The sequence below is a fragment of the Escherichia sp. TW14182 genome (assembly GCF_000208525.1).
GTDB lineage: Bacteria > Pseudomonadota > Gammaproteobacteria > Enterobacterales > Enterobacteriaceae > Escherichia > Escherichia ruysiae.
Map to the genome: position 1 here is coordinate 1 of NZ_AEJZ01000060.1, position 13,222 is coordinate 13,222.

Below are 13,222 nucleotides of genomic sequence, written 5' to 3' on the forward strand. Positions count from 1 at the left end.
GTGCAGGGTGATCTCTGGCCGGTGCAGGAGCAGAGCATGCTTTCCCTGATCCATCAACGGCTGGAGAGCATGGAGGCCAGCGGGCAACTGGCAGAGATGCAGACGCAGTTTAAGGAACGGGTGGTGCAGAACACGCTGCGTCCGAAGCCGGTGGAGGGGCTGCAGACAGACACCCGGTCGCACACACACCGTGTTGATCCGACAGTGAGCGTGACAGCCGATATGGCAGATCAGAACGGGCGCATTTTTGCCCGTAAAGGACAGCGTATTAACCCGCTGGATACCGTGTCATTAGCCGGGCCGTTGTATTTTCTGGATGCGGATGATGAACGACAGGTGGCATGGTTTAAGCAGCAGCCGGCAGAACTGAACCGTAAGGTGATACTGGTCGGGGGAAATATCCGTGATGCCACAAAGGCGCTGAACACGCGAATTTATTTTGATCAGGATGGCACCCTGAGCCGTCGCTTCGGGCTGACCTGGATACCGGCAGTGGTGCGTCAGGACGGGAGTTCACTGGTTGTCACATCGGCAGCTATGCCGGAGGGAAAATCGTGATAAGAAAGACGCTGACAGCCGTTCTGATTGCGCTGGGGCTGTATTCCGGAAATGTGCTGGCAGAAGACAAGGATAAAATGTGTGACGGGAATTTTGTTAACCCGATCAGCGATATCTGCTGGGAGTGCATTTTCCCGATGAGCATCGGAGATGTTTCGGTCTTTGACGGTGATGCACCGGATACAGATAACCCGTCCATGCCCCTGCAGATTTGTCCTCTGGTGCCGGTGGGTTACCGCATCGGCATGGCGATTGGGTACTGGGAGCCTTTTGCGCTGACGGACGTGACCCGTTCGCCGTACTGCATGGTTAATCTGGGCGGCTTCAATATTCCGGTCGGAAAAGTCGGTGCTGGTAATGCAGGGCAGGAAGACCGACCCGTGGCAGGTGGTTTTTATCATGTGCACTGGTACAAATACCCGCTGACATACTGGCTGAATATCATCATGTCGATTGCCTGTCTGCAGCGTGGGGATCTGGATATTGGGTATCTGTCTGAACTTGATCCGACCTGGGATGATGATGCGCTGTCGTTAATTCTCTCACCGGAAGCTCTGGTGGTGGCTAACCCGATTGCACAGGGGGCCTGTGCCGCAGATGCGATTAAAACGGTGAAGGGGAAACCCATCAATGCGTTGTTCTGGTGTGCCGGTTCACACGGCAGTCTGTACCCGTTTACCGGAAATATTTCTGATGAATTCAGCCCACAACAGTCGTCGGTGCTGTTATCGGAGCGTATGGCGTTCAAACTGCACCGTCAGGGGATGATCCTGAACAGCATCGGTGAGGACCAGAAGGTCTGCAAGGAATATTACTCGCCGATTATGCCGAAAGACCGTTTTCGCTATCAGATGGTGAACATGCATCCGGATACGAAAGCCTGTCACCCGTTCGGGCGAACGGTGATGGCCTGGGAGGCCGGTCATGCGTCCCCCAATACCAAAAAGAACTACGGCTACCTTATCTGGCGCAAGCGCAATTGTGTGTTCCTGTGAGTGAAAAATATGACAGTAAAAACGATACTGAAAAATTGATATCTGAGGATGATTTTATGATCGCAGAATATGATAAAGAGCGATTCAGTAACAGAATCAGAGGTGAAGTTCATATTAGTGCGGATATCCGTGTCAGTAATTTCATTACAGAAGGCGCAGTTTATGTCACGGTAACTGAATCATCCCTGTACGAGCGAATCTGTCAGTATGCTTTTCAATATGGTGAAGATTTACAGGGGATGTTCAGGAATGAAAAATATGAATATATGTCCTGCTTTGTACGGAATGTGGCAGCATTCAGAACTGAATTTGAAAACGAAGAAATACTAAAGCCTCTTTTTAGTCATGATAAAGGTGAAACCGTTGAGTTTGTGATCAGTTTCCCCGAGATATGCTATCAGGAAGACAGAAATTATCGACATTCATATAAAAAAGGCTGAATTTAATTACCGTAATCAGAAAGGAAGTGTCAATGGAAAATATTCCGTTTTTTCGCAGGACATGCTCTGCTGCCAGGTATGTTGTTGCCTGTGTTCTGCGTGGGCTGTCCTGGTGTCTGATGTACACTATTATTCTGCCGCTGGGCACGATGGCCTTGATGGCTCTGCTGGTTTTATGGAAGGACAATACCACGCCGGGAAAATTACTGGCTCAGGAGATCGAATATGTAAGAGACAGAACACCAGCCGGACTATATCCGGTCCGATACTGTACGGATAATCTTGGTTCTGATTTGGCAATGCCTCCGTCTGTAACGTGTGGTTTTCGCCGGGGAGATGCGGCAGAGTATGCCAGGGAGACTGACCGTTCACTGATGCAACGAGGCTCTGCATTATGGGCAATACTGGCACTGGTATATGCTTCACTGGCGCTGTTCACCAGAAAAGACCCGGAGAACAAAAAACGTATCTGTGTTGCAAGCGCAGATAAATGTCTGAAGGATGTGTATACGGAAGATGCTTCCTTGTTGGAAAAAATCAGGAAATGCCATGTTTATTTCCCTGAAGACAGAACAAACAGAAACAACGGAGATAAAAATGAACACGCGTAATATTAATGTTATTACTTGCCGTTCTGTGTTGGATAAAACCGTATCAGATAATTTTATTCATGCTGTTCTCAGTAACTGCACCACAAGAATAATTCTTTCTGCACCTAAGGAATTCACTCCTGAATCGTTGCCGCACAATTTTAATATGGCCGCTGTTGGTGTGATGAAGAACGGTATGTCGAAGAGTTTATTTTCTTCTTCGGGAAATACAGCAGTTTTCGGACAACCCGGTGCAGGAAAAACGAATCTGATGGTCGAATTCATTTCTTCTGTTGTGGGGAATAATAAAAAAGGAGAAGTGAAGTAGCCTGAGTTTTACGGACTGAGGAATATTGCTCCGGCAGCCTTCAGAAAAAAACATTATCAGATGATTGCTTAAAAAAGAACAAACAGTGATATCCGCTATTGCCAGTACACCTCACCCTCTGCTTTTGACTGTTTTCCGTGAATTTTAATCAGGAGTATTACTGTGTGGAAGATTGTCTCTGTCTGCAGCATAGCCATGACCTGCATGCTGTCTCCCGGCATTGTCTGTGCTTCGCAGGACAGTGCGGCTTTTATTGAATCCCTGCGTGACCAGAGTGATATGTTGCGCCGGCAGGCCACTGTACCGGAGTTTCTGCAGCAGCCAGTGCCCGGAAAACATAATGATGCGTGGATACAGAGTCTGACCCGGAAATCGCAGCAGGCATCCGCCCGCAGTAAGAAAACACCGCGTGCGCTGTATTTTTTATCGTTTTCCATACCGGAAGATGGTCTGATTCGCATGCTGCCGGAGGCCAGGGCGCTGGGTATCCCCGCACTGGTTAACGGACTCATCGACAATGACTTCCGGAAAACAGCAGAGGCCGTATTCCGTATTACCCGGGAGAAAAATACCGGCGGTGTTCAGATAGACCCGACGCAATTTGCGAAATACGGCATCACATCCGTGCCGGCACTGGTAGTGACCTGTGGTGAACGGTATGACCTGATTCGCGGCAATATCCGCCTGAAAGCGGCACTGGAGCGGGTGGCGAAGGAGGGGGAATGTGCCCCGGTGGCTGAAGCGATTCTCAGGGAGAGTGAACGATGAAACGCGTTATCGTGATGATGCTGGCAGCACTGGCCACCTTCGGAACGGGATTGCAGGCCAGTGATAAATACAGTTCAGGGAAGCAGTTTGCGGACAGCCTGAAGGGAAATGGCTCAGGTGTCCTGAATAACTTTAAGCCGGGAGAGGTGATTCCCGGTTATACCGAAAATCCGCCGGAATCGGCACATTACGGTGGGGTGACATCATCCAGTTCTGCCAGCCTTGAGAGTGCAGGCGCCAGTGCCCTGAATAATTCGGAAGTGGGAAAACTGACGTCAGAAGTCATCATGAATCGCCCCAAAGACCCCATTTCTATGGATGCGCCATTTATCAGTGGCGGTTTTGATGTCCAGGATAAAGCCGATATCGTCACGAACGGCACGTATGACAACTGTGAAACCGTGAATGTCAGTAAAACGGAAATCACGTCGCATGTCTGTGAGCGGACACCGGCGGCCGAGCTGACCTGCACCCGTAAGGCCGGCATAAAGGACAATGTTGTCCGGAAAACAGTACGCAGAACTTACCAGAAGGTTGTCACGCTTGATTACAGCACTACAAACTGGAAATGGAACGGTGCACTGAGTATCCCGGAAAAGGGACGACTGCTGCACGTTGCCGTTGATGGTGAGCGTCTGATTATTCCCTGGAACAGCAACTGTAACCGGGAAAGCATTTCAGAGAAGTGTAAGGCTTCTGTCAGAGAAACCATCAGTCTTATGGGGCGGGACTTTCCTGTCGACGTTGTGGTGTATCCCCGCAGGGATACTATTTGTACGGGAGGTCAGAATTCACACTGCACATATCCTGTGCGGGATGGATGGGGCCGGATTCATCAGGCGTTTGATACGGATATGCAGGTTTCAGCCGGGCAGTCATTCCCGGTGATGAAGACATCAAAGACCTTTGAATTTTTAAAAAACATGGCCTCTGTGCAGGTGACAATAACACTGACTCTGGATGTTGAGGTTACCGAACATAAGCCTTCTGTGGAGTGGGTGGAAACCTGCCCGTTTAATAAGGCTGAAGAAGTCCTGCAGGGAAGTCAGTGCACGGAAGCCGGAGGGAACAGGACGATTAATATCGACGGGAAAACCTATACCGTTTACAGCGACTGCTGGGCCTGGAAAGACACGTATCTGAAACAGGAAGCGGATAACGGCAGTTGTGATGTGTATATGAAGAATCCGGCCTGTACGGCATCGCGCGTGAACTGCCAGGAAAAGAGTGGCAGCGCCTGTCTTCAGGAAGAAGTGACCTTCTCCTGTGAGAAAAAGGTGACCGGGGAAGCGCAGTTATGCAGCGGTCAGCTGGTTTGTGCAAACGGTGAATGTGACGCCATTGAGAACGGAACATCTGACGGTTTTGGTAAGGCGGTATCGGCGCTGGCAGCGGTCACGGCTGCGGCACAGGATGTGGCTGCCATGAATGATGTGAATGTCCGGGCGTTCACCGGCAAACCAGTGGAGTGCCGGATGGCCATCGCCGGATTTAACAACTGCTGTAAGGACTCCGGCTGGGGACAGGGCATTGGTCTGGCACACTGTGACAGTGAAGAAAAGGCGCTGGGGAAAGCCAAAGAAAAACTGCTCACCGTTTATATCGGCACATACTGCTCGAAGAAGGCGCTGGGTGTGTGCCTGCAGAAGAAGAAAGCCTACTGTCAGTTTGATTCGAAGCTGGCACAGATTGTTCAGGCTCAGGGGCGCAAAGGGCAGCTGGGTATCGGTTTTGGCAGCGGAAAGCATCCTGACTGCCGGGGCATCACGGTGGAAGAGCTGCAGTCGCTGCGGTTTGACCGGATGGATTTCAGCAACTTCTACAGTGACCTGAATGCCGGCACCACCATTCCGTCAGACAGTGAACTGGCTGAACGTGTGAAAGAGCAGGTTGCTTCGGCGCTGCAGCAGGCCGCGGGAAAGGGACAGTAAGATGAGACCGGTTGTTTTACTGCTTATTACCTCGCTGGGGCTGCTGATATCCGGTCATGGGCGAGCGCAACGTGAACCGGTCCGTACCTATGTGGACGAACCGATAGTGGGCTGGCACTGGTACAACGAACCTCAGAAACAGGATGAGGAGGAAACGCCGCCACCGGCCACAGTTCCCCTGACATCTCTTCCTCCGACAGCACAGATGAAGGTCCTTCAGCGAATGACGGAGGAGCGGCTGAATACCGCCATTCTCTACCCGACGGTGGAGAATTTTACGGCCTACATGAAGATGCAGAACTTCTGGACCAGTCAGGCCAGTCGCTTCAGTGCCGTGGCCACCAAATCCCTGCTGATGCATCCGGAGCTGGATTACAACCTGCAGTACAGCCACTACAACAGCACGGTTCCGCTGCAGCTGCAGGCTGACCAGAACCGTCAGGTGGCTGCCATTCGTCAGCTGGCCAGTCAGTACGGGCTGTTCTTCTTTTACCGGGGGAATGATGCACTGGATGGTGAGCTTGCAAAGGTGGTGCAGCGTTTCTCTGACGAATACAACGTTGCGCTGATTCCGGTCAGTATGGACGGTGCCCGGAGCGAGGCACTGCCGCAGACGCGTCCTGACAGTGGGCAGGCTCAGCGCCTGGGTGTGACGCATCTGCCGGCACTTTTCCTGGTTGAACCGGGGGCAGAGCGTTACCAGCCGCTGGCTTATGGCTTTATGACGCAGGATGACCTGATGAAACGATTTTTAAGTGTGGCGACAGATTTTGCGCCACGATCGTGAAAAACATTTATTTTATCCGGATGGAGATTTTTCTTATGAGTAAGAAATTATGTTTGTCGACTTTATTCTGTGTATCACTTATTTCATTTTCAGCTGTCAGTGCCGGAAATAACACGGATAAATATACGGGAGATTATCTTCAGAAACTGTCCGGTGTTCAGCCGGATATTGCAAGTGTTGCATCAGATGTCGTGAATGCGAAAAAACAACACTGTAATACCAGTGTGACAGTGGAGGAAATTAAAAGAATTATTTCACAGGATAAATCATTTCATCAGTTACTGGAAATAAAAAGTGCCGGACATGGCGGAAATAAACATTATCAGAAAGTCTTGGAAAATATGTGGAAAGAATGTGAGAGGCAATAAATGGAGAGATATATGACTCGCGAACGTTTTACTGAAAATCTGCTGATGTACCCGGGAATGGTGCTGATGGTTGCCTCCGTTATCTGGTTTTATCTGGCCGGTCTTCTGTCCCTGCCAGCAGAGGCTGTCAGTGATGAACTGGCATACGCCCTGTACCAGATGACGCTGGCTCGTGATGCACTGGCGATATTTGTTATCGGGGCGACGATGGGATTATTCGGTCTGGGACTGGCTGCTTTTCATGCCTGGAAGAAATGGCACGCAGCACCGGCAGGAGAGCAGTGATATGTGGAAGCAGGCCCTGACGGGCGTGTTGCTGATTGCTGCCGGTGCACAGGCGTCCACGCTGGAAGAGCTGCGCCAGCTTGAAGCGCACAAGACAACGCCGGGTAAGGCCAGCCAGGTGCAGACGACAGTCACTTCTTCATCACCTGTGGCTCCCGCAGTCCCTGAACGCCGGGATTACCGTCTGCCGGACGGCCGGGTGGTCAATCTGAAGAACTACAAACTGGTGTTGTTCATGCAGTCACGCTGTGGTTACTGCCAGCAGTTTGACCCGTTACTGAAGCGCGTGACCGCACAGATGGGGCTGGATGTTTTCCCGTACACCCTGGACGGCATGGGCGATGTGTCTTTTCCGGATGCCATTCCGGCAACAGAAGCTGTGATTCGTGATATGTGGAGCAATATGCGACCGGTGACCCCGGCAGCGTTCCTGGTGGAAGTGAATACCCTGAAAACACTGCCATTGCTGTATGGCATTGTGGATGAGCAGACTCTCAGGCAGCGTATTGATGAAGGGCTGGGATTTGCGAATGCTGCCGGAACGGGAGTAAAGAGTAAAACAGGGGGTGAAAAATGAGAGCCATGAGTGAAAAAAAGAAGGATATGCAGATCCGGATGTTCACGGAAAAGCTATGTATCGTGTTGATAATATGTGGAGCCATGTTTCTGATCGCTGGCTGGATAAGTAACTGGTTATGGCAGGGAATGTTTGCGGCAATATATGGGCAGCATACCGGCGATACAGGGATTGCTGGCATGGCTACTGACCCTGTTATTATCGGGGAATATGCAACACTGAAACCTCTCATCAATCTGGTGATGTACCTTATTCCCTGGACTTTCTATGCACTTGGTTGCGGTGCTATTGTGACAGGTGTCGCGGGACAGTTACTGGATATTACGTATGAAGGGATTTGTCGTATCTTCAGAAAATTGAGGGCAAAACAGCACGTCAGCCGGTAATACCGCAGCGTGGCAGTTTTGATTAATTCCTTACCATTACCCTACCGTTGCTGTGTGGCATTGTGGATGAGCAGACGCTCAGGCAGCGTATTGATGAGGCGCTGGGATTTGCTGTTTCGGCGAAGGGAAAACATGAAATAATGAAAAAACAAAAATAAATATTCCGCAGGAGCATAAAAATATATCTCGCTGTCTGAATTAAATATTGCCTTCCGTTACCGGTGAAGCTGTATTCTGAATGGAGTGACGCATGAGTTTCAGAAAACCACAATATTGTATGGCGTATATGGTGTTAGCAGTCAGTCTTGTTGGTGGCATTTACATTATATGCAGGGATTATCTGGCTTTTGTGTTTTTATGGGAGCGTATTACAGCACTGCCATTCAGATATTTGTTTATGATGATTTTTCTTTTTCTGTGCGCATTTATCTGTATGGGGGTTGCTTTTTTCAGCAGTATTTTACCGCACAATCAAATCAGCAGACGGGTGCTCTGGTGTTGTGTGGTTGTTTCGCTCGTTCTGCAGTGTGCCGGTATGTTACTGGTACAGGCGTGGAAGTGGCCTCTGCCGGTGCTGGCAGGAGCGCTGTTCATTATCCAGTACCTTTCCTGTTATCTGGCCGGTCTGATACAGAGAGATATTCAGGACGAGAAACTGGATGATAAATTTCTTTACGTGTTTCCTCAGTTCTGGATACAGGTTCCTCTGACCGCAGTTGGATGGTTTTTTATGAGTGGATATCACTGATTTGGGTAGTTGTAGATAATATTTATCAGAAATGAGAAAGCACAGAGATGAAAAATATCCATTCTTTTGATTATGGGGGCAGGAGTGATGTGTTTGTTGATATTTTTAATAAGTGAAAGATAAGGTGGAGTTAAATGACTAAGGAACAAGCAATTCAACAGAAAATCAAACAAATTACCAGTGATATGAATAAACGGTATAAAAAGACAGATGTGTATATAGATTATGGTTTAGTTACTCTGGTTGCGGGTGGTTTACTGTACTACAGTATGCACCTGATATTTGACGTGTGGATCGATGACTGGATAAAAGAGCCTGCTGCTCAGTTTCATCGCCAGATGTGGAATGTGTTGATGTATGCCATCCCCTGGACGCTATGGGCTATCGGTGCAGGTTTTTGGGCGACATATGTACTTGCAGTTGCTGCTGTTTTTTCTACAGGGGCTATAAAAATACGTTTGCTGAAATACCGTTTGTCCAGAGAGAGTAAGAAGCACAATGTCAGCCATTGAGTGCCGATATTTGCTCTGTTTTTTCTCCTTCCCCCATCATTTCGATTTTAAGTCCTTGCGATTATGAACAGAAAATCTTCTTTCCTGCTCCGGCGGGTAACGTTGTCATGCCTGGTTGCTGCTGTGCTGGCGTTGCCTGCGCAGGCTGACGTCAATAATGACCTGAACAAATTCTTCAACAAGCTGGGCTTCGAGGGCAATGCCACCCGCGCAGCTGTCTGGCAGGGGCAGGCGGCAGGCTATGCCACCGGCGGCAATCTGTTCTTACGCAATCAGGTGAATACCCTGCAGATAGCCTCCTTTACTCCACCGCATATTACCGCCGGTTGTGGTGGTATTGATGCTTATCTGGGCTCCTTTTCCTTTATCAACAGCGAACAGATTGAGCGTTTTGTGAAGCAGCTGATGGGGAACGCTGTGGGGTACTTTTTTGACCTGGCGCTGCAGACTGCCGTACCGGGGATGAAACAGGTTAAGGATTTTATGCAGAAGCTGGCCAGTGACCTCAACAACATGAATGTCTCCTCCTGCCAGGCTGCGCAGGGCATCATCGGCGGTCTGTGGCCGAAGAACACCGTACAGTCCCAGAAAATCTGTCAGGACATTGCCGGTGAAACCAATATGTTCTCCGACTGGGCTGCCTCGAGGCAGGGATGCACGGTAGGTGGCCAGATGAATAAGGTGCTGGATAAGGCACCGGAAAACATGAAAGACCAGGTGATGAAAGACCGTAATCTGATGTGGGATATCCTGCAGAAGAACGACATGATGAAGGGCAATACCGAGCTGATGGAGCTGGTGATGAACATCACCGGGACGCTGATTTTTGATGATAAAGGTGAAATTAAATTTATTGGCCCGCAGGCTAATCATCAGGGACTCATTCGTGCACTGATGTACGGAGGACAGACCACTATTTTTGGTTGCACGGATACTAAAAAATGCACCAAAACAAATAATCGCACAGTGACGGTCAGCCAGAATAACAGTCTGAACCAGCGTGTGCAGAACATGATAAAGAATATCTCTGACAAACTGGTCAGTGATGACCCGCTGACCAGCCAGGAAAAAGGGTTTATTGAAAGCACCAGTGTGCCCATTCTGCGTTACCTGGTTGACCCGCAGATGCTGAACATCTCCACTTTCTACCCGTCACTTTCCGATTACATTGCCTATGACATCCTGCTGCAGTACCTGAACGAACTGCTGAGTCAGGCCCGGGTGCAGGCCGGCAGTAAAAACTTCCCGGAAGAGCAGATGAAGATGTTACGGGAGAACTTCTCTGAAGCCTCCCGCCAGCTGGAAGGGCTGCAGGCTCAGGTGGATGTGAAGGCGAACACTCTGATGGAGCTGGAGCAGCGCATGGGTTATCTGCGTCAGCAGGTATCCACGCAACTGATGAGTCGTTATGAGCAGAACCTGAACTATACATCTGTATCCTCTGCACAGCTGACGACAGGAGGTAACTGATGAGCATGGTGGATACCGTTTATGTCATGAGTGGCGGTGAGTTCTTCCAGGCGGCATTTAATGGCGTGGCCACGCTTATCGGCACATCCACATGGGACTCCCTGTTTCATATTGTGGGATTCTTCTCCGCGATGGCACTCTTTTTTGTTTATATCCGGGGCCATGACCCGAAGGAAGTGCTGAAGTTTATTGCGGTGTTCATTCTGATAACCAGTGTGCTGGTTATTCCGAAACGTACCGTGCATATCATCGATATGACGAATCCCACACTGGTGCTGCGGGTGGATAATGTGCCGACCGGGTTGTCGGTGCCGTTCCGGTTTATCACCGGTATTGGTGGCTCCCTGACAAAAATTTATGACTCCGTGTTCCATACGCCGGATTCCGTGGCATACAGCAAAACCGGTATGTTGTTTGGTGCCACCCTGATGGCCAACACCACGGATGTGGTGGCGCAGAACAGTGACCTGGCCATGCTGCTGAGCGAGTATGTGCAGCAGTGTGTTATCGGCGACATTATGCTGTCGCACAAATACAGCATGGCTGAACTGATGCAGTCATCTGACCCTTATGAAATCATCTTCCGCAAACCCAGTCCGCTGCGTGGCGTGATTGTGCCACGTGGCAACAGCCTGGCGCAGGCAGGATTCCAGACCTGTGAGGCGCTGGCCAACAACGTGCTGAAGCGTGAACTGAAAGTGGATACGACAAAGGGCGGAAAGACCTGGGATTACTATGTGAACCGCTTCATTGGCCCCCGTGCCAGCGCCGATACGCTGTTCGGTCTGATGATGGCGGACAGCTATGGCTTCTACTATCAGGGCGGACGGGATGCCAGTGAAATCCTGCGCCAGAATGTGGTGATGAATGCCATAAAACAGGGTATCACCACCCATACGGCAGCCAGCGGCAACGTCGCCAGTCTGGTGAATATGGCGGACCAGTCATCGAACAGCAAAATGCGCCTCAGTTGGGCAGCATCAGGCGGGCTGGCGGCCACATTTGTGCCGGTGATGCATACTGTCCTGATGGCCATGCTGGTCGGAATGTTCCCGATAATCATTCTGCTGGCCACCATTCATGGTCTGACACTGCCGGTGCTGAAAGGCTATGTGTTCTCCCTTGTTTATCTGCAGAGCTGGCCACCACTGTATGCCATTCTGAACTACGCGATGGCGTTTTACCTGAAAGGCGAAACGAAGGGAATGAACTTCTCTTTGTCGAACCTGAATACCATCCAGCAGACTCACAGTGATATCGGGCTGATGGCAGCCTGGCTGTCAAATTCGATTCCGTTTATTGCTGCCGGCCTGGTGTTTGGTCTGTGGCGTGTGGTTTCACAGGCGGGGAACTATCTGGGCTCATCCATTAACAGCACAGCCTCGTCTGCTGCCTCTCAGGCCGCAGACGGTACGTGGGCGTTTAACAACATGCAGATGGAGAATGTCTCCGGCTTTAAATGGGACACCAACCAGTCCGTGCGTGACGGTCAGATGCTGACCCAGCATGCCAGCGGTGCGACAACAACAAAAACAGCAGGCGGGGGCATTCTGCATGATGGTAAATCGGCGATTTCCAGTCTGGCGACGGATATTCAGTTTGGTCGCATGCTCAGCAGCAGCTATCAGGCGCAACAGCGCGAGGCGGAAAGCCAGGTGCAGAGTCTCAGTAACAGCATCAGTCATGGCAGCCAGCTGGTCGGCAGCCAGCTGACACAGTGGGCGCAGCAGCGGGGCAACAGCGATACGGTGGTAAGTGGTGCTGACAGCAGCCGGGCCACCACACTGACGCAGGCCATCAACAAACTGAACAGCGTGGCTGATTCACTGGCAAAACGTGCCGGTATCAGTACGTCTGAAGCGGTTACGGAGGTGCTGGATAAGTCTCAAAGTGGCAACTTTACTGCAGGTGTATCAGGAAGCGTTGGTAAAGATAAACTGTTTGGTTTTCTCAGTGCCAAAGCCCAGGCTGATTTCAGTTATAAAGGCTCCGACAGGTCGTCTCATGGAATTAATTCAGATATCAGCTCAAAAACAGGGCATGACCGTAGCCTGACCGCACAGGAAACAAAAGATGTGCGTGATGCCATGGATGTCATTAATAACCATCGCACGACGGATAACAGCAGCCATACTGACAATGCCTCTTCGTCCCTGTCTGAGCAACTGGCCAGCAACCTGAGCGATTTGCAGAGCCAGATTAAGCAGTATAATGATGCACTTAACCGCAGTCATGAATATGCTCAGATGGCCAGCTACGCAGAGAATAACAGCGCGAGTATTAACAGCAACTACAGTCAGGAGTTTGTTAACTATGTGCATCAGTCTGCACCGGGACGTGCCACGACCGTGCTGACCGATGCCGGAAATCCGTCACTGCGGGCGGAGCGGGAACAACTGGCGCAGGCATTTGTGGATGAGAAACTGAAACCCCAGCTGGAGCAGGAATTCAGGGAAAACCGGTTGCGGGCTTCAGAAGG

General features: G+C 50.4%; 16 protein-coding genes and 1 pseudogene. All 17 read left to right on the top strand.

Annotated features, from left to right (window positions below; translation table 11 throughout):
* Window positions 1-558 (top strand): type-F conjugative transfer system protein TraW (gene traW / locus EQY_RS0105750; RefSeq protein WP_000324681.1); only part of this gene is annotated, 558 nt, incomplete at its 5' end.
* Window positions 558-1,553: a conjugal transfer pilus assembly protein TraU gene (gene traU / locus EQY_RS0105755; RefSeq protein WP_024212429.1), complete on the top strand. Its 996-nt coding sequence runs from the start codon at window positions 558-560 to the stop codon at window positions 1,551-1,553. The genes traW and traU, both read left to right, overlap by 1 nt.
* Window positions 1,550-1,993 (top strand): hypothetical protein, encoded by a 444-nt coding sequence (locus EQY_RS0105760; RefSeq protein ID WP_001291976.1) that lies wholly within the window; start codon window positions 1,550-1,552, stop codon window positions 1,991-1,993. The genes traU and EQY_RS0105760 overlap by 4 nt, the downstream gene beginning before the upstream one ends.
* 32 nt (window positions 1,994-2,025) lie before the next feature.
* Window positions 2,026-2,604: a conjugal transfer pilus-stabilizing protein TraP gene (traP, locus tag EQY_RS0105765; protein ID WP_000427934.1), complete on the top strand. Its 579-nt coding sequence runs from the start codon at window positions 2,026-2,028 to the stop codon at window positions 2,602-2,604.
* Window positions 2,591-2,911, top strand: coding sequence for a conjugal transfer protein TrbD (locus EQY_RS0105770; RefSeq protein WP_001097417.1), 321 nt, complete (start codon window positions 2,591-2,593; stop codon window positions 2,909-2,911). The genes traP and EQY_RS0105770 overlap by 14 nt, the downstream gene beginning before the upstream one ends.
* Before the next feature lie 195 nt (window positions 2,912-3,106).
* Entirely contained in the window at window positions 3,107-3,679 is a 573-nt protein-coding gene (gene trbC, locus EQY_RS0105775) for a type-F conjugative transfer system pilin assembly protein TrbC (protein WP_038808897.1), read from the top strand.
* On the top strand, window positions 3,676-5,610 hold the full coding sequence (traN, locus tag EQY_RS0105780) for a type-F conjugative transfer system mating-pair stabilization protein TraN (RefSeq protein WP_000832268.1): 1,935 nt from the start codon (window positions 3,676-3,678) through the stop codon (window positions 5,608-5,610). The genes trbC and traN overlap by 4 nt, the downstream gene beginning before the upstream one ends.
* 1 nt (window position 5,611) lies before the next feature.
* Window positions 5,612-6,397: a type-F conjugative transfer system pilin assembly protein TraF gene (gene traF, locus EQY_RS0105785; protein WP_001247978.1), complete on the top strand. Its 786-nt coding sequence runs from the start codon at window positions 5,612-5,614 to the stop codon at window positions 6,395-6,397.
* A gap of 35 nt (window positions 6,398-6,432) precedes the next feature.
* On the top strand, window positions 6,433-6,765 hold the full coding sequence (locus EQY_RS0105790) for a hypothetical protein (RefSeq protein ID WP_000038416.1): 333 nt from the start codon (window positions 6,433-6,435) through the stop codon (window positions 6,763-6,765).
* 12 nt (window positions 6,766-6,777) lie between these two features.
* Complete coding sequence (locus EQY_RS0105795) at window positions 6,778-7,050, top strand: hypothetical protein (protein ID WP_000196436.1); 273 nt, start codon at window positions 6,778-6,780, stop codon at window positions 7,048-7,050.
* Window position 7,051: 1 nt separating this feature from the next.
* On the top strand, window positions 7,052-7,627 hold the full coding sequence (gene trbB / locus EQY_RS0105800; protein WP_000265826.1) for a type-F conjugative transfer system pilin assembly thiol-disulfide isomerase TrbB: 576 nt from the start codon (window positions 7,052-7,054) through the stop codon (window positions 7,625-7,627).
* A gap of 5 nt (window positions 7,628-7,632) precedes the next feature.
* Window positions 7,633-8,013 (top strand): hypothetical protein, encoded by a 381-nt coding sequence (locus EQY_RS0105805; protein ID WP_236942195.1) that lies wholly within the window; start codon window positions 7,633-7,635, stop codon window positions 8,011-8,013.
* A 38-nt stretch (window positions 8,014-8,051) separates the two neighbouring features.
* Window positions 8,052-8,171 (top strand): annotated as a pseudogene (locus EQY_RS27280) (type-F conjugative transfer system pilin assembly thiol-disulfide isomerase TrbB); the annotation flags it as partial.
* A 92-nt stretch (window positions 8,172-8,263) separates the two neighbouring features.
* Window positions 8,264-8,761 (top strand): hypothetical protein, encoded by a 498-nt coding sequence (locus EQY_RS0105810; protein WP_138984109.1) that lies wholly within the window; start codon window positions 8,264-8,266, stop codon window positions 8,759-8,761.
* Window positions 8,762-8,895: 134 nt separating this feature from the next.
* Window positions 8,896-9,273 (top strand): hypothetical protein, encoded by a 378-nt coding sequence (locus EQY_RS0105815; protein ID WP_000159734.1) that lies wholly within the window; start codon window positions 8,896-8,898, stop codon window positions 9,271-9,273.
* 63 nt (window positions 9,274-9,336) lie between these two features.
* On the top strand, window positions 9,337-10,743 hold the full coding sequence (traH, locus tag EQY_RS0105820) for a conjugal transfer pilus assembly protein TraH (protein ID WP_024212432.1): 1,407 nt from the start codon (window positions 9,337-9,339) through the stop codon (window positions 10,741-10,743).
* On the top strand, window positions 10,743-13,222 hold a 2,480-nt coding region (gene traG / locus EQY_RS0105825), incomplete at its 3' end, for a conjugal transfer mating-pair stabilization protein TraG (protein WP_000063111.1). The genes traH and traG, both read left to right, overlap by 1 nt.

Coding starts and splice junctions, on each gene's coding strand:
- EQY_RS0105770 (WP_001097417.1), top strand. CDS start 2,591: ATGAACACGCGTAATATTAATGTTATTACTTGCCGTTCTGTGTTGGAT.
- EQY_RS0105795 (WP_000196436.1), top strand. CDS start 6,778: ATGACTCGCGAACGTTTTACTGAAAATCTGCTGATGTACCCGGGAATG.
- EQY_RS0105810 (WP_138984109.1), top strand. CDS start 8,264: ATGAGTTTCAGAAAACCACAATATTGTATGGCGTATATGGTGTTAGCA.
- trbB (WP_000265826.1), top strand. CDS start 7,052: ATGTGGAAGCAGGCCCTGACGGGCGTGTTGCTGATTGCTGCCGGTGCA.
- traP (WP_000427934.1), top strand. CDS start 2,026: ATGGAAAATATTCCGTTTTTTCGCAGGACATGCTCTGCTGCCAGGTAT.
- EQY_RS0105815 (WP_000159734.1), top strand. CDS start 8,896: ATGACTAAGGAACAAGCAATTCAACAGAAAATCAAACAAATTACCAGT.
- EQY_RS0105805 (WP_236942195.1), top strand. CDS start 7,633: ATGAGTGAAAAAAAGAAGGATATGCAGATCCGGATGTTCACGGAAAAG.
- traF (WP_001247978.1), top strand. CDS start 5,612: ATGAGACCGGTTGTTTTACTGCTTATTACCTCGCTGGGGCTGCTGATA.
- EQY_RS0105790 (WP_000038416.1), top strand. CDS start 6,433: ATGAGTAAGAAATTATGTTTGTCGACTTTATTCTGTGTATCACTTATT.
- trbC (WP_038808897.1), top strand. CDS start 3,107: ATGACCTGCATGCTGTCTCCCGGCATTGTCTGTGCTTCGCAGGACAGT.
- traH (WP_024212432.1), top strand. CDS start 9,337: ATGAACAGAAAATCTTCTTTCCTGCTCCGGCGGGTAACGTTGTCATGC.
- traN (WP_000832268.1), top strand. CDS start 3,676: ATGAAACGCGTTATCGTGATGATGCTGGCAGCACTGGCCACCTTCGGA.